Source organism: Sphaerisporangium sp. NPDC004334 (assembly GCF_053602655.1).
This window is the reverse complement of sequence record NZ_JBSGDZ010000033.1, coordinates 42,424-60,714: the sequence shown is the minus strand read 5'-3', so window position 1 is coordinate 60,714 and position 18,291 is coordinate 42,424. Positions and strand designations below refer to the sequence as shown.

Here is an 18,291-nt window from a genome sequence, read left to right as displayed (position 1 = left end):
GCCCGCGCCCACCCATCTCCTTGGAGCAACCGTGTCTGCCGCCCTCGAAATACGCATCACCCTCGCCGGAGCCGAGCGTGTGGTGGCGGGCGGCACGACGGCCGGAGAGGCGCTCGCGGCCGACGGCCGGTCGGTCGTCGCCGCCAAGATCAACGGCGAGCCGCGCGACCTCGCCGCCGAGGTGGCCGACGGCGACGTCGTCGAGCCCATCGCCATCGACAGCGAGGAGGGCCGGGCGATCGTGCGCCACTCCACCGCGCACGTCATGGCCCAGGCCGTCCAGGAGATCTTCCCCGGCGCCCGGCTCGGCATCGGCCCGCCCGTCGAGAACGGCTTCTACTACGACTTCGACGTCGAGCAGCCCTTCACCCCCGACGACCTCAAGCGCGTCGAGAAGCGCATGCGCGAGATCGTCAAGCAGGGCCAGACCTTCGCCAGGCGCGCCGTCAGCGACGAGGCCGCGCGCGAGGAGCTCGCCGCCGAGCCCTACAAGCTCGAGCTCATCGGCCTCAAGGGCGGCGCCGGCGAGGAGGAGAGCGTCGAGGTGGGCGGCGGCCAGCTCACCATCTACGACAACCTCGACCCCAAGTCCGGCGAGCTCTGCTGGAAGGACCTGTGCCGCGGGCCGCACGTGCCCTCCACCCGGTCCATCCCGGCGTTCAAGCTGATGCGCTCCGGCGGCGCCTACTGGCGGGGCAGCGAGAAGAACCCGCAGCTCCAGCGCATCTACGGCACCGCCTGGGAGTCGCGCGACCGGCAGGATGAGTACCTGCGCCTGCTGGAGGAGGCCGAGAAGCGCGACCACCGCAAGCTCGGCGCCGAGCTCGACCTGTTCTCCTTCCCGCCCGAGCTCGGCTCGGGCCTGCCGGTGTTCCACCCCAAGGGCGGGGTGATCCGCAAGCTCATGGAGGACTACTCCCGCAAGCGGCACGAGGAGGCCGGGTACTCCTTCGTCAACACCCCGCACATCACCAAGGAGCACCTCTACCAGGTCTCCGGCCACCTCGACTGGTACGCCGACGGCATGTTCCCTCCCATGGAGCTGGAGGGCGCGCGCTACTACCTCAAGCCGATGAACTGCCCGATGCACAACCTGATCTTCAGGGCGCGCGGGCGGTCCTACCGCGAGCTGCCGCTGCGGCTGTTCGAGTTCGGCACGGTCTACCGCTACGAGAAGTCCGGCGTGGTGCACGGCCTCACCCGCGTGCGCGGCCTGACCCAGGACGACGCGCACATCTACTGCACCCGCGAGCAGATGCGCGACGAGCTGACCTCGCTGCTGCGCTTCGTGCTCGAGCTGCTGCGCGACTACGGCCTGGAGGACTTCTACCTCGAGCTGTCCACCAAGGACCCGGTCAAGTTCGTCGGCACCGACGAAGACTGGGAGGAGGCCACCCAGACGCTGCGCGAGGTCGCCGAGTCCGAGAAGCTCGAGCTGGTGCTCGACCCGGGGGGCGCCGCCTTCTACGGCCCCAAGATCTCGGTGCAGGTGCGGGACGCCATCGGCCGCTCCTGGCAGATGTCCACCATCCAGCTCGACTTCAACCTGCCCGAGCGGTTCGAGCTGGAGTACCAGGGGGCGGACGGGGGGCGCCAGCGCCCGGTCATGATCCACAGGGCGCTGTTCGGGTCGATCGAACGGTTCTTCGGCGTGCTGGTCGAGCACTACGCCGGGGCGTTCCCTCCCTGGCTCGCGCCGGTGCAGGTGATCGGCATCCCGATCTCCGACGCCCACGTCGACTACCTCTCGCAGATAGCCGGCCGGCTGCGCGAGCGGGGCATCAGGGTCGAGGTCGACGCCTCGGCCGACCGCATGCAGAAGAAGATCCGCAACGCGCAGAAGGCGAAGGCGCCGTTCATGCTGCTGGCCGGCGACGACGACGTCGCGGCCGGCGCGGTCTCCTTCCGCTACCGCAGCGGTGAGCAGAACAACGGCGTCCCCGTGGACGACGCGATCGCCGAGATCGTCGACGCCGTCGAGCGCCGCGTCCAGGTCTGAGGCTCGAAGGAGGCGGGGCGGCGGTGCCCGGCAGGCGCGGCCGGCGCCCCGCGTCCTATGCTGCAAGGCATGCAGGAGCCGATTGAGCAGCCCGGTGCGGGAGATCCCGACAACTTCCAGCGTCTGTGGACCCCGCACCGCATGGCCTACATCAAGGGAGAGAACAAGCCGAGCGGCTCGGGCCCCGGCGACGGCTGCCCGTTCTGCGAGATCCCCAAGATGAGCGACCAGGACGGGCTCATCGTGGCCCGCGGCTCCTCGGTCTTCGCGGTGCTCAACCTCTACCCCTACAACTCCGGGCACCTGATGGTGGTGCCCTACCGCCACGTCGCCGACTACGTCGACCTGGACGAGGCGGAGACCGCCGAGCTGGCCGACTTCACCAAGCGCGCGGTGCTGTCGCTGAGGAAGGCCAGCGGCGCGCAGGGGTTCAACGTCGGCATGAACCTCGGCCACGTCGCCGGCGCCGGCATCGCCGCCCACCTGCACCAGCACGTCGTGCCCCGCTGGGGCGGCGACACCAACTTCATGCCGGTGGTCGGCCACACCAAGGTGCTGCCCCAGCTCCTGCAGGACACCCGCGACCTGCTCGCCGGCGCCTGGCCCGCCTGACCCGCCGGCCGGCCGCAACCTCGGACGGGCGGCTCCGACGGGCGGCTCGGACGGGCGGCGGGGCGGACGCGTCCGCCCTTCTCGGCTCAGGTGGGCAGCGGGCTCAGTGCGGGGGCCGGGCGGGCCGGCGCCTGCGGGGCCAGGGCGCGGATGCCGGCCGACAGCACCAGCGGCACGGCCAGCGCCAGGGCCATCGACAGCACGGCCGCGCCCGAGTCGTTGACCAGCATGCCGACCACGCCGCTCACCAGCGCGCCGATCAGCCCGGCGCGCAGCATCGGCGCCCGCTCGAAGGCCACCGGCAGCACCCCGGCGCTGGCGGTGCCCGGCCGCAGCAGCGCGAAGACCAGGAACGCGAAGGCCGCGATGACGATCGGCATGAGGTTGGGCGACAGCAGCGTGCTCAGCATGGCCCCGAGCTTTCGCCCGATCACCGGCAGGAACGTGCCGTCGATCACCTGACCGGCGAACCGCCCGAGATGGGTCTGCGAGGCGGGCGGCCGCAGGTGGTCCAGGTAGGCGATGCCCATCACCAGGACCCCGCCGGCCACGCAGAACGCCCCGAGCCTGACCACCGAGACCCGCTTGCCGGCCACCAGCAGGGCGGTGACCGCGATGCCCGGCACGAAGGCGATGACGCCGCCGAAGTCGCTGCCCACCCCCGGCCAGCCGTCCAGGATCATCGCGAACCCGCCCAGCCCGGCCACCAGGATGACGGCCGCCCGTCGGCGCCCGGCCCGCACCAGCCCGTCGGCGACCGCGGTGGTCAGCAGCAGCACGGCGGTGGCCATCAGCGCGAACGGGATGTTGCCCAGGCCGTAGTAGCGGGCGCCGACCACGCCGGTGTACCCCATGATGCTGTCGAGCTGCAGGGGCGTGCCGCTGAGCAGGTCGCCCACCAGCACCGCGGCCGTGACCCCGGCGATCACCGACGGCGGCCCGAGCACCCCGCCCGCGCCGGGACGGCCGCGCAGCCGCGCCCACGCGACCGGCGCGCCGAGGGCCAGCACGGTGAGCGCGGCGGCGCAGGCGAGCACCCCGGCCACCAGCGTGACCGCCGGCGCCGCGGCGCGCTCCCACGGGGCGAGGTTCACCAGGTAGGTCGAGACCGGCAGCGAGGCCAGGGCGAGCGCGGCGACGCGCACTCCGCCGAGGGCCCGGCGGCGGCGCAGCAGCAGGAAGGCGACCAGGTAGAACAGCACCTGCAGCACGGCGAGGCCGGTGAAGAAGCCGCCGCCGACGGCGCGGATGGTCTGCCCGGCGACGTCGGCGTGCCGCAGGGCGGCGACGCCCTCCTCGGTGCCGGTCGCGCCGGTGGGCGCCCACGGCACCCCGATGACGGTGCCGGGGACCGCCGCCCCGGCCGCCCGCAGGATCGTCGCGGTCACGTCGGGCAGGATCACCATGTCGTCGCGGTGGGTGGAGGTCGCGCCCAGGAAGTGGTCCTGAGCGCCGGGCGCCCGCCACATCGCCACCCGCAGGTGCGGCTCGGAGCCGTGGTCGGACAGCCCGGTCAGCACGACCCGCGTGTCGGCGGGCAGGTGCCCCACGACCGTGCCGACGCCGGCGTCCGCGGCGGCGAGCGCCGCCCGGCGGGCGGCGGGGGTGAGCTTGTCGGGGGCGTCCGCCAGCAGCTCGCCGTCGTAGTAGGGGCGCACCAGGTCGTCGATGTCGGCGGCCAGCACGGGGCAGGCGGACCAGTCGCGGACGCCGTCGGGCGCCGGGGCGTACAGGTCGACGGCGCCGGAGCGGTCGGCGAGCGCGAGCGCCGCCCCCGGGCCGACGGCCGAGGTGCAGCCGCCGGCCGCGTGGACGGCCGCGCCGAGCGAGCCGGCGTAGTCGGCGTCGCGCACCGTCCACAGCCAGTCGAAGCCGGGGATGACCGCCTTGCCGCCCTGCCGCTCCACGGCGGGCGGCGGCCCGCAGCGGGCGCCGACCGAGGAGCGCACGCCCGAAGAGATCGTCAGCCACCCGTCGTAGGGGCAGGTGACGCGGCCGACGGTGCGCACCGACAGCGAACCGATGGCGCTCTGCGCCGCGAGCCGCCACAGGTTCGGGGTGGTCTCGGCGCTCACGTCGTCCCAGTGGAGCCCCGGCACGCCGATCAGCGCCACCCGCCCAGGGGCGTCGGCCCGTCCCGCGGCCTCCGCCCGCCCGGGGGCGTGCGCCCACGCGGCGCCGGTCGTGACCATGCACAGCGTGATCACCGCCAATGCGCCCAGCGCCCGCCTCACCACTGACTGACCTCCCATGACGTCCACCCGCGAATCCATGGAACCGTACGGGAAAGCGCGCCGCCCGGTCCAGGAAATCGCGGTGAACATCGCCCGCGGCCCGGCGTGGCCCCGGATCAGGGCAGGACGACGGTGGCGGGCGCGCTCTCGTTGCCGAGGCGGTCGAGGGCGGTCACCAGGTAGGAGCCGCCGGCCGTGACCGCGAAGGACTGGACGGCGGCCGGGGCGGCCGGTGCCACGGCCACCAGGTTGCGGCCGTCGGCGGTCGCGCACGCGTCCGGCTTGGCGCCCGTGACCCGGTACACGGCGTAGGACCGGGCCTCGGGGGAGGACTTCCAGCTGAGCGCGCCGCCCGCCAGGGTCAGCCCGGTGGGGGCGGCCGGGGCCCTGCCGCCGCGGTCCTGGACCAGCGGAAGCAGCGCGGGGCGGGGGTAGTGCTCCTTGACCAGCGCGTCGAGCACGCCCAGCGGGTTCTTGGCGAGCTGGGCGGCGCTGAAGTAGACGTCCCCCCGCACCTCGGGGTACTTGCGGTTGAGGCTCAGGTGGGCGGGCAGCTCGCCGGCCCTGGTCCAGGCCGCGGTGTCCTTGGTGCCCACGCGGTAGAGCGCCTGGCCGATGTAGAGGTGCACTCCGGTGCCCTTGACCTGGTCGGCCCACCACGGCACGAGCTTGGCGTAGTCGGCGGCGGCGAAGCCGCGCGGCCAGTAGATCTGCGGCATGACGTAGTCGATCGACCCGGACTTGATCCACGCCTTCGCGTCGGCGTAGATGGCGTCGTAGGCGGACAGGCCCTTGGTGTCGGAGCCCGTGGGGTCGTCGGACTTGTTGCGCCAGATGCCGAACGGGCTGATGCCGAACTTGACGTACGGCTTGGCCTGGTGGACGGCCGCGCCGACCTGGGAGACCAGCGTGTTGACGTTCTCCCGCCGCCACTCGGCGAGCGACATGCCCTTGCCGTACTTTGTAAAGGCGGCGGCGTCGCCGAACTTCGTGCCCCGGCCGGGATAGGGGTAGAAGTAGTCGTCGAAGTGCACCCCGTCGATGTCGTACCGCTGCACCACGTCCTTGATCACCTTGACGGTGTAGGCGCGCACCTCCGGCAGGCCGGGGTTGTAGTACAGCTTCCCCTCGTGCTTGACCACCCACTTCGGGTGCAGGCGCGCCGGGTGGTTCGCGGGCAGCTTGGACACATCGTCCTTGTCGGCCGCGCGGTAGGGGTTGAACCAGGCGTGGAACTCAAGGCCGCGCTTGTGCGCCTCGTCGATGAGGAAGGGCAGCGGCTCCCACCCGGGATCGCGGCCCGCGGTGCCGGTCAGCCACTGGGACCACGGCTCGTAGGGGGACTTGTAGATCGCGTCGGAGGCCGGGCGGACCTGGACGAACACCGCGTTGAGGTGGCGCTTGACCGCGTTGTCCAGGATGCGGACGTACTCGGCCTGCTGCCGCGCCGCGTCCAGGCCGGTCTTGGACGGCCAGTCGACGTTGTGCACGGTTGCGATCCACACGCCCCGCAGTTGCCGCTTGGGGTATTTGGGGCTCGCCTCGCACGCCTGCTCCTGCTTCGCCGCCGCGGGGTGGGCGGCCGCGGACCTGGCTTGGCCGGTCGCGGGCTTGGCCTCGGCGGCAGGGCGCTTGGCTTCGGCGGCCGGGCGCTTGGCCTCGCTGTCGGCGGGAGCGGCGCCAGGCCCGAAGAGATAGGCGACGCCGGTGGTGACCACCGCCATGGTGGTGGCGGCGAGCAGAGGCCGATGTCCGTTTCGCATGGGACATCAGTCTGGCATCGGCCAAACACTGGTAAGGCCCGATAAAAGAAATCGCACCGTGATGCCACGGTGACACACGAGGTATATGAGGCCGCCGTGGCGGGGAGCGCCGGCCCATGACGGCGGCCGCCGTCCGGCACGGACACGGCGGTTTCCCGGCCGGCACCTGCGCCTCGGCGCTCCGCCCCGCCCGCCGCTCCCCGGGCCGGGCGGGCCCGATCCGTTCCCGCCTGTAGCCCGGGTGACAACTGCCTTACCTCCGCGTCCGGCGGCACCCCGGTGGAGCCCGGGGGGCCGCCGGGGCGGGGACTACTCGGCCGATCTGAGCTTGTCGGCCAGGTGGGAGGGCAGGGGCTCGTACCGCAGGAACGAGCGGTGGAAGGTGCCCGTGCCGTGCGACATGGACCGCAGGTCGATGGCGTACCGGGTGATCTCCAGCTCGGGGACCTCCGCCTTGACAAGCGTGCGCCCGGTGCCGACCGGCTCGGTGCCCAGGACGCGGCCACGGCGCGAGGACAGGTCGGACATCACCGCGCCGACATGCTCGTCCTCGACCAGCACCGACAGCTCGTCCACCGGCTCCAGCAGCAGGGCGGGCACCTTGGCCGCCGCCTCCTTCAGGGCGAGCTGCCCGGCGATCTGGAAGGCCATGTCGGAGGAGTCGACCGAGTGGGCCTTGCCGTCGAACAGCGTCACCCGGATGTCTACCACCGGGTAGCCGGCCAGCACGCCGCGCTCCATCTGGGCCCGCACGCCCTTCTCCACCGAGGGGATGAACTGCCTCGGCACCACGCCGCCGACGATCTTGTCGACGAACTCGAAGCCGCCGCCGGAGGGCAGGGGCTCGATCTCGACGTGGCAGATGGCGTACTGCCCGTGCCCGCCGGTCTGCTTGACGTTGCGGCCGGTGCCCTGGGCCTTGCCGCCGAAGGTCTCGCGCAGCGGCACCCGCAGCTCGACGCGCTCGACCTCGACGCCGTGGCGCTTGGCCAGGTGGTCCAGCAGCACGTCCGCGTGGGCCTCGCCCATGCACCACAGGACGAGCTGGCGCGTCTCGGGGTTGTTCTCCAGGCGCAGGGTCGGGTCCTCGGCCACCAGGCGCCCGAGGGCCTGCGAGAGCTTGTCCTCGTCGGCCTTGGACCTGGCGCGGATGGCGACGGGCAGCAGCGGGTCGGGCATGGTCCAGGAGGTCACCAGCAGCGGTTGGTCCTTGTCGGACAGCGTGTCGCCCGTCTCGGCCCGGCTGAGCTTGGCCACCGCGCAGATGTCGCCGGCGACGCACTTGGTGGTGGTGCGCTGGTGCTTGCCCAGCGGGGAGGACAGCGCGCCGATGCGCTCGTCCAGATCGTGGTCCTCGTGGCCCCGCTCGGTCAGGCCGTGCCCGGAGACGTGGACCACCATGTCGGGGCGCAGCGTGCCGGAGAAGACCCGGACCAGGCTGATGCGGCCGACGTAGGGGTCGCTGGTGGTCTTGACCACCTCGGCGACCAGCGGCCCGTCGGGGTCGCAGGCGAGGCCCGGCGCCGGCTTGCCGCCGATCGTGGTGATCTCGGGCAGCGGGTGCTCCATGGGGGAGGGGAAACCCTGGGTGATGATCTCCAGCAGCTCCTGCATGCCGACGATCGCGCACGACCCCTGCACGGCGCACGTCGCCAGCACGGGGTAGAAGCCGCCCCTGGCCACGGCCTTCTCCAGGTCGTCGATCAGGACCTTGGTGTCGATCTCCTCGCCGGAGAGGTAGCGGTCCATGAGGGACTCGTCCTCGCTCTCCTGGATGATGCCCTCGATCAGCGTGCCCCGGTAGGCGTCGATCTGCTCCTGGTAGGCCGCGCCCGCCTGGTTCTCGGTGCGCGTGCCGGTCGCGTAGTTGTAGAACTTCTGCGACAGCAGCCCGATCAGGCCGTTCACGTGGCCGTTGGTGACCACCGGGAGGTAGAGGGGCGCCACGCCGTCGCCGAAGGCGTCCTGGCAGGCGGTGACCACGTCGTCGAAGTCGGCCCGCTGATGGTCGATCTTGGTGATGACGACGGCGCGCGGCATGCCGACCGAGGCGCACTCCTCCCACAGCATGCGCGTCAGCCCGTCGATGCCCTCGGCGGCGGAGACCACGAACAGCGCCGCGTCCGCGGCGCGCAGGCCCGCCCGCAGGTCGCCCACGAAGTCGGCGTAGCCGGGGGTGTCCAGGAGGTTTATCTTGATGCCGTTGTAGGTGAGCGGCGCCACCGACAGGTTGACCGAACGCTGCTGGCGCACCTCCACCTCGTCGAAGTCGCTGACGGTCGTGCCGTCCTCGACCCGGCCGGTGCGCTGGATGGTGCCCGTCGCGGCCAGCAGGGCCTCCACGAGCGTCGTCTTTCCGGACCCCGAGTGGCCGACCAGCACGACGTTGCGCACGGCATCCGGCCGGTCGGCCGAGGGTGCCCTGCCCGCGGCTCCCGCTGTTCTCTCTGGCATAACGCCTCCCGCGTCTCGCCGTGAGATGCGGCCGCGCGCGGTCGCATCGTCCGCCGCCGCGCCCGCCGCCCGAAAAAGAGCGCGGTGCATTCACCCTTCACCCGTCCGGCGCGGATCACAAGGGTCTAAAGGCAAAAGTGCTCGCGAGAAGACATGTGGACTTCCTGACCCGCTCCCCGGGTCGTTCCCCGCCGTTCTCCGGCCCGCGCCGCGCCGCTCCCCGTCAGGGGAAGCGGCCCAGGTGAGGGGACGGCGCTCGGTTCGGACCCCGCGGCCGGAGTGGCTACGATCGGACGGCGATGTTGAAGCTCCTGCGCCCCGCCGTCACCCGTGTCCTGTCCCCGCTCGGCCGGGCGCTCGCCCGCCGGGGGATCAGCCCGAACGTCATCACCGTCCTCGGCACGCTCGGGGTCGCCGCCGGAGCCCTCGGCTTCTATCCGCGCGGCCAGCTGTTCCTCGGGTCGGTCGTCATCACCTTCTTCGTCCTGGCGGACCTGCTGGACGGCGTCCTGGCCCGCATGCTCGGCAACGGCAGCGTGTTCGGGGCCTTCCTGGACTCCACCCTCGACCGCGTCGGCGACGCCGCCGTCTTCGCCGGGCTGATCTTGTGGTTCATGTCCACCGGGCAGGCCGTGCTGGCCTGCGTCGCGCTGTTCTGCCTGGTCGCGGGGGCCGTGGTCTCCTACGCCAAGGCGCGGGCCGAAGGGCTCGGCCTCACCTGTGATGTCGGCCTGGCCGAACGCTCCGAGCGCCTGGTGGTCGTCCTGGTCGCCGCCGGACTCGGCGGACTCGGCGTGCCCTACATCCTGGCCGCGGGCCTGTGGCTGCTCGCCGCCGCCAGCGCGTTCACCGCCGTGCAGCGCATCGTGCACGTTTACCGCCAGACGGTGCCAACATGAACCTACGGGCCGCGCATCGGCGATGATGCCCTGAAGTCCCGACCGGCGCCCCGCCGGAGCCTGTGACCTACCCATGGGGGTGAACCTCGCGTTGACTGATCGGCTCGTCGTATGGGCTTTCCACCTCGGCTGGGTGCTGGTGCCCAAGCTGCCCGAGCCGGTGGCCGCGTGGGCCTTCCGCCTCATCGCCGACCTCATCTGGCGCAGGCGCGGCAAGCTCGTGCGCCGCCTTGAGTCCAACCTGGCGAGGGTCACCGGCAAGGACGTCGCCGACCCCTCGGTCCGCGACCTGAGCAGGGCCGGCATGCGCTCCTACTTCCGCTACTGGATGGAGGCGCTGCGCCTGCCGGTGATCGGCAAGGAGCGCATCCTCACCGGCACGCGCGCCATCCACGGCGAGCGCATCTTCGACACCCTCGACAGCGGCCGGGGCATCGTGCTCGCCCTGCCCCACATGGGCAACTGGGACCTGTCCGGCGCCTGGCTGGTCCACAGCGGCCACACCTTCACCACGGTCATGGAACGGCTCAAGCCCGAGTCGCTGTACGAGCGGTTCGTGGCCTTCCGCGAGAGCCTGGGCATGGAGGTGCTGCCGCTGACGGCCCAGGGCGGCGGCACCGCGCACGCCTTCGGCACCCTGGCCCAGCGGCTGCGCGCCGGCCGCGCGGTCTGCCTGCCCGCCGAGCGCGACCTGACCGAGAAGGGCATCGAGGTCGACTTCTTCGACGGCAGGACCCGCATGGTCGCCGGCCCGGCGCTGCTGGCCGTCCAGACCGGCGCCGCGCTCCACCCGGCGACCATCTGGTTCGAGGACGCCGGCTGGGCGATCCACATCCACGAGGAGATCCCCGTCCCGGCCGAGGGGACGCGGCAGGAGAAGGTCGCCATCATGACCCAGAGCATGGCCCGCGTCTTCCAGGAGGGCATCTCCCAGCACCCGGAGGACTGGCACATGCTCCAGCGGCTCTGGCTGGACGACCTGGAGCCCCGGTGACCGCGCCCGCGGCCCGGCCTGCCCGGGGCGGGGTGAGCGCGCCGTGAGGGTGGGCATGGTCTGCCCCTACACCTGGGACGTCCCCGGCGGGGTGATGGCCCACGTCCGCGACCTGGCCGAGGCGCTCATCGCCGACGGGCACCACGTGTCGGTACTCGCGCCCGCCTCCGACGACGCGCCGCTGCCCTACTACGTGACCTCCGCCGGCCGGGCCGTCCCCGTGCCCTACAACGGCTCGGTGGCGCGGCTGGCGTTCGGCTTCCTGTCGGCCGGCCGGACGCGCAAGTGGCTGCGCGAGGGCCGGTTCGACGTGCTGCACGTCCACGAGCCGGCCGTTCCCTCGGTCGGCCTGCTGGCCGTGTGGGCGGCGAGCGGGCCCATCGTGGCCACCTTCCACGCCTCCTACCAGCGCTCGCGGGTCGTGGCCGTCACCGCGCCCGTGCTGCACACCGCGCTGGAGAAGATCTCCGGCCGCATCGCCGTGTCCGACGCCGCGCGGAAGACGCTCGTCGAGCACATCGGAGGCGACGCGGTCCTCATCCCCAACGGGGTCACGGTCAGCCGGTACACCGACGCCGAGCCGCTGCCCGGCTGGGGCCCCGACGGCGGCTCGGGCGGCGGCGTCATCGGGTTCCTCGGCCGCATGGACGAGCCCCGCAAGGGCCTGCCGGTGCTGCTGGAGGCCTTCGCCCGGCTCGCCCCTGAGCGTCCCGGCCTGCGGCTGCTGGTGGCCGGGCCGGGCGACGCCGACGAGGTGCTGTCGAAGGTGCCCGCGGCGCTCCGCGACCGGGTGGGCGTCCTCGGCATGGTCAGCGAGGAGGACAAGGTCCGCGCCTACCACTCCGTGGACGTGTTCTGCGCGCCCAACACCCACGGCGAGAGCTTCGGCATCGTGCTCGCCGAGGCCATGGCGGCCGGGGCCACCGTGCTGGCAAGCGACATCCCCGCCTTCCGCAAGGTGCTCGGCGAGGGCCAGGCGGGCGCGCTGTTCACCACCGGCGACGCCGCCTCCCTCGCCCGCGAGGCGGCGTCCCTGCTGGACGACCCCGAGCGGCGCGCCAAGCTGTCCGACGAGGCCCGCGTGGCCGTGCGCAAGTACGACTGGTCCACGGTGGCCCGCGACGTCGTGCGCGTCTACGAGACGGTCGCCGCGACCACCAGCGGCGGCGTCGAAGAGGAGAGCCGCGGAGTGGTCCTGTGAGCGCCATGACCATCAGCCTGGTCGTCGGCGCGGTCATCGTGCTGACCGCCGTCTACATCTCCTGGCGGGCCGGCCGGCTGGACCGCATGCACATCCGCCTGGAGACCGCGCGGGCCGCCCTGGACGCCGCGCTCATCAGCCGGGCCGCCGTGTGCATGGAGCTGGCCGCCTCACGGGTGCTGGACCCGGCCACCAGCCTGGTGCTGGCCGCGGCCACCCACGAGGCCCGCTCGGCGGGGCCGGAGGAGCGCGAGCACGCCGAGAGCGACCTGTCGCGCACGATCAGGGCCGTCATGGACCAGGACCGCTTCAGGGAGCGCCTGGCCGAGACCCCCGAGGGGGCCGCTCTGGCGGCCGAGCTGGACACCGCCGTCACCAAGGTCATCTACTCGCGCCGCTTCTACAACAACGCCGCCGAGGTGACCCGGCGGGCCCAGCGCCGCTGGCTGGCCCGCACCCTGCGGCTGGCCGGCCACACCGACCCCCCGTCCTTCTTCGAGATCGACGACGCCGAACCCGCCTCCTTCGCCCAGCAGACCTGAGCCCAGCAGACCTGCGCCCGGCGGTCCCGGTCAGGGCAGCAGGCGGGCCCGGGACCGGGCGTGGCGCAGCAGCGGAGGGCAGGTCAGGCGGGTGCCTGATCGGGTCGGCAGGGCGAAGGCCACGGCCTTGGCGGGCTCGCCGCCGGCGAAGGCCGTGGTGACGTACGCGCGGCAGTGGCCCTGCGACAGCTCGCGGGTCAGCACCAACCCCCGGCCGCCTTCGGAGAACAGATCCACTTCCACCCGCCCGTGCCGACGGCCCAGGACGGCCGGGATCCAGCCGAGATCCGGGTCGCCGTCCACCACCTCGCACCAGGTCGGCACGCCGCCGAGCTCATAGACCCGCAGCTCGTAGGGCGGCAGGCCGTGCCGCTCGGCGTTGGCCACCAGCTCGGCCACGATCGTCTCGGCGTCCAGCACCTCCTCGCCGGACAGCCCCTCGGCCTGGAGCGCCTCCCGGACCAGGGCGCGGCCACGGCGGCACGCCGAACCGGGATGCAGCACCGCGACCACCACGCTCACCAGCGCGAAAGGGAACTCCCCGCCCGCCCCGCCGGTCGCGGCGAAACCGGCTCCCCGCTCGGCGGCACGACGGTCCGCGGTCTCCTCGCGAACGCCTCCGAGCCCATCTCCTTCGATGACGCGTCCGTGCTCGTCCCCTCCAATGACGCGTCCGTGCCCGTCCCCTTCGGGGACGCGGTCGCGCCGGGGCGCCTCGCCCCAGCAGGTGCCGGCCGAGGCCGACCGCCCGGGGCGAGGACCGGCGTTCATGCCGTCCATGGGGTTTGCGACGGTGCGCCCGTCGGCGCCCGGGTCTCTCTGGGCGGGGATCGTCGGGCGTCCTGAGGGGACGCCGGGTGCGTCCGCTGACCAGTGGGGGATCGGCCGCATCGGGCTGCTCCTTCTCGGCTCTCGGCGACGGTGCTCCAGCAGGAGACCCGACCGAACGCCCGCAGGACAGGTCCCCTCTCGGGCGTCGCCGTTCGCCGCGCCGTCCAAGCGTCCCGGGGACCTTTCCGTCGCCCGCCGTGCGCGTCTGCGCGCCCAGTGGTCGTTTCCCGGTCGTTTCGGACGGGGGGCCGGGAATCCGTGCCGTCCCTATTGACAATGGGTCGCCGTCTGATTACGCGTGGTCATGGAGGTGGTCGTGGGCGGGTCGAAGCGTGGTGCGGGAAGGCCGGAGCTGGCGCGGGCGCGCAGGCGGATGGGCATGAGCCAGGAGGAGATCGCCGAGGCGCTGTGGGTGTCGCCGACCACCTGGAGCCGCTGGGAGCGCGGCAGGCAGGCGATCCGGCCGGTGTACCGGGCGCGGATGGCCGAGGTGTTCGCGGTGGATCCGGCCGAGGTCGAGCGGTGGATCGAAGGCGGTGCCCCGGTCGATACGGAAGCCTGGCTCCGCCCGGACTTCAGCGACCTGTCGCTCGCGGCTACGGTCGAGGCCGCCGGACGCCTGTGGAGGTGCGACATGGACCCCGATCGCCGTCATGTGCTCGCCGCCCTGCCCTTCGTGCCCGCGGCCCTCGGAAGCTGGCTGTCGGCCTGGAGTTACGGCGCCCCGGTCGCCTCCGCCGCCCACGACGGCTCCGGCCCCTCGGTGGGCCTGTCGGACGTCCAGCGCATCGAGGAGGCGCGGCAGGCGTTCGGCGAGATGGATCATCGCTTCGGCGCCGGCCTGGTCCGGCCCGCCGTGGTCGACTACCTCGGCACCATGGTCCACCCCTTGCTCCGCGGCCGCTACACCGAGAAGGTCGGCGCCGCCCTCATGTCGGCCGCCGCGGGGCTCACGGGGATGGCGGGGTGGACCGCGTTCGACCTGCACCGTCATGGGCAGGCGCAGCAGTACTTCGGACAGGCCCTCAAACTGGCGAAACTGGGCAGCGACCCGATGATCGGCTCCCTCATCCTGGAGGGCATGACCCATCAGGCGTTGTACCTGCGGCATTCGGCGCAGGCCGTCTGGCTGACCGGGGCCGCCGTGGAAGCCGCCCGGCGCGTGGACGCGCCGCCATGGGTGGCGGCGATGTTGCTGGTCGAGGAGGCTTGGGCGACGGCACTGCGGACCCGGCCTGGCGAGAGCCGGGACGGACATGGCGCACGCACCGTCCAGTTGAAGCTCGCAGAGGCCGAGCGTGTCCACGCCCGGGGCCGGAGCGACCGCGACCCGGCCTGGGCCACCTGGAACGACGAGCCGGAACTGATCGCCCGTGCGGGCATGTGCTGGGAACTGCTGGGCGAGCACGAGCGGGCCGCCGATTGCGCCGAACTGGCGGTACGCGAGTTCGCGGAGGCCCGGCCACGCTCGGCGCAGCTGAACCGGGTGAACGCCGCCGACGCCTACTTGAGCATGGGAGAGGTCGAGCGGGCCGTCGATATGGCCCGGACGGCGATTCCGGCGGCCCGGTCGCTGACCTCCGTTCGGGCCGTCGAGCGCGTCAGGCGGTTCTCCGACCGCCTCACCCCCTACGCCGACACGGTCCACGTCAAGGAGTTCCGCGCCCACCTCGCCGCCGAGCTCACCGCCTGACGGGAGCCCCCGCGACGCGTAGTAGGGCGGATGGCCTCTAGATCCCCTCAGCCTTCCTCCGGGCCGAGCGCGGTGCCCGGGGAGGGGGCGGGGGCGGGCTCCTTGAGCTCGATGAACAGCGCGTGCGACGGGGTGTCGCCGATGTTCTCGCCCTGGTGGGTCTGGGCGGCGACCCACCGGATCGCACCGGGCTCCAGCGCGACCTCCACGGCGCGGTCGCCGCTGGAGACACGGCGGCGGAACGACGCGAGCGGATACATGACGGTGTCGGGGTGGGAATGGGGTGAGGTCTTGTCGCCCGGACGGTCCCGGTATTCCAGCACCCTGACGCGTTCGTTCTCGAAGATCACGGTGTAGAGGGCGGGGTCGGTGACGGCTGGATCCATGCTCATGGGACCTCCGGCCCTTCATGGGATATCAGTACCATGAAGGATACGTAGTACCGTGAACGAATGGAAGTCCCCTACGAGGCGACCGGCCGCACCGGCCAGAAGGCGCGCACCCGCCGCGAACTCCTCGACGCCGCCCGCGGCCTCCTCGCCGACGGGCACGAGCCGAGCGTCGAGGAGGCCGCGGCCGCCTCCGGCATCTCCCGGACGACCGCCTACCGGTACTTCCCCAACCGGTCGGCCCTCGTGGCCGCCGCCCATCCCGAGACCGGCCGGTCCTCGCTCCTGCCCGACGACGCCCCGGACGACCCAGCCGCCCGCCTGGACCTCGCGATCAGGGAGTTCATCCGCCTCACCCTGGAGTGGGAGCCGCAACTGCGCGCCTCGCTGCGCCTGGCGCTCCAGCCCGGCGCACCGAGCCCGACCCTCCGCCAGGGCCGGGCGATCGGCTGGATCGAAGACGCCCTGGTCCCGCTGCGGCCGCACCTCGACACCCGGCGGCTCGCGATCGCGATCCGCGCCGCCACCGGAATCGAGGCCCTGGTCTGGCTGATCGACGTGGCGGGCCTGACCCGGGAGGACGCGGCCGAGATGCTGCGCGCGAACGCCCACGCGATCCTCCGCGCCGCGCTGGACGACGCGTGCCCCCCACCGAGGGCCGGTCGCGAGGCGAGGTCGGCGGCCGGTCGTCGATGACGGCGATGTGGCGACCGGCCTCATAGCGGACGGCGAGCCTGCGGTGCCAGGCGGCCGGCGCACCATGACCGCCGTCCTGGCGTAGCTCGCCGGAAATGATGGGTCCGCTCGAGCCATGTACGGGATGTCCGCATCCGGTACTGACGAAGGAGACGCCATGGGGACGGCGCGTGGATGATGACGAGGTGGCCCGGTTCGAGGCCGTCTACAGGGAGTGCTACGACCAGATCACGGCCTACGCGGTGCGGCGCTGCGACTCGCCGCAGGACGCGGCGGACGTCGTGGCCGAGACCTTCGCGATCGCCTGGCGCAAGCTGGCCGACCTGCCGCGAGGCGGAGAGGCCAGGCTCTGGCTGTACGGCGTGGCGCGCAGGGTGCTGGCCGACCAGCGCCGCAAGTCGGTCCGCCGGCGGATGCGCGACGTGGAGCTCGACGCCGAGATGGCCGATCTCTACGGCGATCCGCCGGAGGCCGGCGCCGAGCTGAGGGCGGTCGCGGCGGTGTTCCGGAGCATGCCGGACGACGATCGCGAGCTGCTGTCGCTGGTCGCCTGGGAAGGGCTCGGCCGGGACGAGATCGCCACGATGCTCGGAGTGTCGCGCAACGCGGTGCGCGTCAGGCTGCACCGCGCGCGCAGGCGCTTCGCCGCCGCGCTGAGCGCGGCCGATGTCCACCTGACGACGGGCAGCCGGATGATCCCGGCGGGGAGGCCGCTGTGAACGACGCGGAAGAGATCAGCCGGTTGCTGCGGCCGCTGGCCCGGGTGGAGCCCGGAAGAAAGGGAAGCGGGGGGTCCGGCGCGGGCGCGCAGGCGCTGCTGGCCTCCATCACGGGCCGGCGGGCCGACGCGCCGGCGGTCCCTGGGCCGGACACGGTCGTCACGCGGCCGGAGGCGGTGGCCGCAGGGAGCCCAGGCGCCCCCTTGACCGGGCCCTTGGCCGGGCGGCGGCACCGGTCCCTCCGGCCCGGTCCCCGCCGCCTGGCGCTCGGCCTCACCGCCGCGGCCCTGCTCGCGACGGGCGTCGTCGTGGGGCCGAGCCTGGTGCGGGACGGAGGCGGTGTCGCGGTGTCCTACGCCAACGCGGCGGTGGACATCAGACGCGACGGCGACCAGTACGTCGCCCGCATCAAGGACCCGTTCGCCGAGTACGCCCTGTACACCGAGGCCTTCCGGGCGGTCGGCCTGCGGGTCGAACTGCGCCCGGTGCCGGTCTCGCCGGGATACGAGGGGACGATGCTCGGCATGGCGGTCGGGGGGAAGGAGGCTCCCGACCGGCAGGCCACGCCGGATCCCTCCGGCCCCCGGTTCGGCGGCGTCCCGCTGACGCTGGGAACCGATCCCCGGGGGTGCGAGCCCGGACGGTCCGCCGGCTGCGTCATGGTGATCCGGGTCCCGGCCGGGCTGACCGGGAGGGTGGACGTCCGGATCGGCCGCCAGGCCAGGCCGGGGGAGGAGTACGCCAACTTCGACGCGGCCCTGGCGCCGGGGGGGATGTTCCACGGGGTGCGCCTGCGGGACGGCCGCCCGGTCGGGGAGATCCTCGCCGAGGCGCGCAAGCGCGAGTTGTCGGCGGTGTTCAGCCTCATCCGGATCGACCCGAAGACCGGCGGCCTGTCCTTCGAGCCGCTGCCCGCGGACCGGGTGGGCGGGGGCTGGACGGTGTGGAACGCCTGGCAGGTGAAGGCCGGGGTAGTCCGACTGCTGGTCACGCCCGGGCGCCTGCCCGAGAATCCCTTCTACAACGGGAGCGCCCCACCACCCGCCCTGGGTTGACGGCGAGCCGGGCCAGAGCAGGTCCCGGCGGCCAAGGAGGCTCATCGCGTCGGGAGGGCAGGCCGTAGGCCACGGGGCCTTGGTAGGGATTGCGGCAAGTACTGGCAACGACTTGCCCTCGATTCGGGTGATACGACCGATCTTGCGTATTCGCCAGGGCCTGCATAGGTAAGCTTCGTGGCGTTTCGCGACGAATCGGGAGGAGCCGCA

General features: G+C 72.9%; 15 protein-coding genes. 10 read left to right on the top strand and 5 right to left on the bottom strand.

What is annotated here, in order from left to right:
- Window positions 1-31 precede the first annotated feature (31 nt).
- Window positions 32-1,999 carry a threonine--tRNA ligase gene (thrS, locus tag ACWEN6_RS33995; protein WP_452576038.1) on the top strand — a complete coding sequence of 656 codons (1,968 nt, stop codon included), beginning with the start codon at window positions 32-34 and terminating at the stop codon, window positions 1,997-1,999.
- A gap of 69 nt (window positions 2,000-2,068) precedes the next feature.
- Window positions 2,069-2,611 carry an HIT family protein gene (locus ACWEN6_RS33990; RefSeq protein ID WP_354847778.1) on the top strand — a complete coding sequence of 181 codons (543 nt, stop codon included), beginning with the start codon at window positions 2,069-2,071 and terminating at the stop codon, window positions 2,609-2,611.
- Window positions 2,612-2,697: 86 nt separating this feature from the next.
- Here the strand turns inward: ACWEN6_RS33990 and ACWEN6_RS33985 are convergent, their stop codons facing one another.
- The 3 genes from ACWEN6_RS33985 to ACWEN6_RS33975 form a co-directional block, all read right to left on the bottom strand.
- Entirely contained in the window at window positions 2,698-4,863 is a 2,166-nt protein-coding gene (locus tag ACWEN6_RS33985) for a hypothetical protein (RefSeq protein WP_452576036.1), read from the bottom strand.
- 98 nt (window positions 4,864-4,961) lie between these two features.
- The gene (locus ACWEN6_RS33980; RefSeq protein ID WP_452576034.1) at window positions 4,962-6,608 is read right to left on the bottom strand and encodes a family 10 glycosylhydrolase; all 1,647 of its coding nucleotides are present in this window, start codon (window positions 6,606-6,608) and stop codon (window positions 4,962-4,964) included.
- Window positions 6,609-6,917: 309 nt separating this feature from the next.
- Window positions 6,918-9,062, bottom strand: coding sequence for an elongation factor G-like protein EF-G2 (locus ACWEN6_RS33975; protein WP_452576032.1), 2,145 nt, complete (start codon window positions 9,060-9,062; stop codon window positions 6,918-6,920).
- A 299-nt stretch (window positions 9,063-9,361) separates the two neighbouring features.
- On the opposite strand from ACWEN6_RS33975, the gene pgsA reads away from it, so the two are divergent.
- The 4 genes from pgsA to ACWEN6_RS33955 all read left to right on the top strand — a co-directional run bounded on the left by pgsA (window position 9,362) and on the right by ACWEN6_RS33955 (window position 12,698).
- A complete protein-coding gene (gene pgsA, locus ACWEN6_RS33970; RefSeq protein WP_452576030.1) occupies window positions 9,362-9,961 on the top strand; it encodes a phosphatidylinositol phosphate synthase in 600 nt (199 codons plus the stop codon).
- A gap of 91 nt (window positions 9,962-10,052) precedes the next feature.
- Window positions 10,053-10,955: a phosphatidylinositol mannoside acyltransferase gene (locus tag ACWEN6_RS33965; protein ID WP_452576028.1), complete on the top strand. Its 903-nt coding sequence runs from the start codon at window positions 10,053-10,055 to the stop codon at window positions 10,953-10,955.
- A gap of 43 nt (window positions 10,956-10,998) precedes the next feature.
- The gene (locus tag ACWEN6_RS33960; RefSeq protein ID WP_452576026.1) at window positions 10,999-12,156 is read left to right on the top strand and encodes a glycosyltransferase family 4 protein; all 1,158 of its coding nucleotides are present in this window, start codon (window positions 10,999-11,001) and stop codon (window positions 12,154-12,156) included.
- A 5-nt stretch (window positions 12,157-12,161) separates the two neighbouring features.
- A complete protein-coding gene (locus ACWEN6_RS33955; RefSeq protein ID WP_380831780.1) occupies window positions 12,162-12,698 on the top strand; it encodes a hypothetical protein in 537 nt (178 codons plus the stop codon).
- Window positions 12,699-12,728: 30 nt separating this feature from the next.
- Here the strand turns inward: ACWEN6_RS33955 and ACWEN6_RS33950 are convergent, their stop codons facing one another.
- Window positions 12,729-13,589 carry an ATP-binding protein gene (locus tag ACWEN6_RS33950; RefSeq protein ID WP_452576024.1) on the bottom strand — a complete coding sequence of 287 codons (861 nt, stop codon included), beginning with the start codon at window positions 13,587-13,589 and terminating at the stop codon, window positions 12,729-12,731.
- A 256-nt stretch (window positions 13,590-13,845) separates the two neighbouring features.
- Here ACWEN6_RS33950 and ACWEN6_RS33945 point away from each other — a divergent pair, with 256 nt between their 5' ends.
- A complete protein-coding gene (locus ACWEN6_RS33945; protein ID WP_452576022.1) occupies window positions 13,846-15,222 on the top strand; it encodes a helix-turn-helix domain-containing protein in 1,377 nt (458 codons plus the stop codon).
- A 47-nt stretch (window positions 15,223-15,269) separates the two neighbouring features.
- Here the strand turns inward: ACWEN6_RS33945 and ACWEN6_RS33940 are convergent, their stop codons facing one another.
- On the bottom strand, window positions 15,270-15,614 hold the full coding sequence (locus tag ACWEN6_RS33940) for a hypothetical protein (RefSeq protein WP_452576020.1): 345 nt from the start codon (window positions 15,612-15,614) through the stop codon (window positions 15,270-15,272).
- Between the two features lie 60 nt (window positions 15,615-15,674).
- On the opposite strand from ACWEN6_RS33940, the gene ACWEN6_RS33935 reads away from it, so the two are divergent.
- The 3 genes from ACWEN6_RS33935 (at window position 15,675) to ACWEN6_RS33925 (ending at window position 18,081) form a co-directional block, all read left to right on the top strand.
- Entirely contained in the window at window positions 15,675-16,307 is a 633-nt protein-coding gene (locus ACWEN6_RS33935) for a TetR/AcrR family transcriptional regulator (protein WP_452576018.1), read from the top strand.
- Between the two features lie 170 nt (window positions 16,308-16,477).
- Window positions 16,478-17,026 (top strand): RNA polymerase sigma factor, encoded by a 549-nt coding sequence (locus ACWEN6_RS33930; protein ID WP_380831741.1) that lies wholly within the window; start codon window positions 16,478-16,480, stop codon window positions 17,024-17,026.
- Window positions 17,023-18,081, top strand: coding sequence for a hypothetical protein (locus tag ACWEN6_RS33925; RefSeq protein WP_452576016.1), 1,059 nt, complete (start codon window positions 17,023-17,025; stop codon window positions 18,079-18,081). The genes ACWEN6_RS33930 and ACWEN6_RS33925 overlap by 4 nt, the downstream gene beginning before the upstream one ends.
- Window positions 18,082-18,291: the final 210 nt, after the last annotated feature.

Bases quoted from the DNA above. Each gene is read 5' to 3' on its own strand.
- ACWEN6_RS33955 (WP_380831780.1), top strand. From the start codon at position 12,162: ATGACCATCAGCCTGGTCGTCGGCGCGGTCATCGTGCTGACCGCCGTC.
- ACWEN6_RS33985 (WP_452576036.1), bottom strand. From the start codon at position 4,863: ATGGGAGGTCAGTCAGTGGTGAGGCGGGCGCTGGGCGCATTGGCGGTG.
- ACWEN6_RS33935 (WP_452576018.1), top strand. From the start codon at position 15,675: ATGGAAGTCCCCTACGAGGCGACCGGCCGCACCGGCCAGAAGGCGCGC.
- ACWEN6_RS33975 (WP_452576032.1), bottom strand. From the start codon at position 9,062: ATGCCAGAGAGAACAGCGGGAGCCGCGGGCAGGGCACCCTCGGCCGAC.
- ACWEN6_RS33950 (WP_452576024.1), bottom strand. From the start codon at position 13,589: ATGCGGCCGATCCCCCACTGGTCAGCGGACGCACCCGGCGTCCCCTCA.
- pgsA (WP_452576030.1), top strand. From the start codon at position 9,362: ATGTTGAAGCTCCTGCGCCCCGCCGTCACCCGTGTCCTGTCCCCGCTC.
- ACWEN6_RS33940 (WP_452576020.1), bottom strand. From the start codon at position 15,614: ATGAGCATGGATCCAGCCGTCACCGACCCCGCCCTCTACACCGTGATC.
- ACWEN6_RS33990 (WP_354847778.1), top strand. From the start codon at position 2,069: ATGCAGGAGCCGATTGAGCAGCCCGGTGCGGGAGATCCCGACAACTTC.
- ACWEN6_RS33980 (WP_452576034.1), bottom strand. From the start codon at position 6,608: ATGCGAAACGGACATCGGCCTCTGCTCGCCGCCACCACCATGGCGGTG.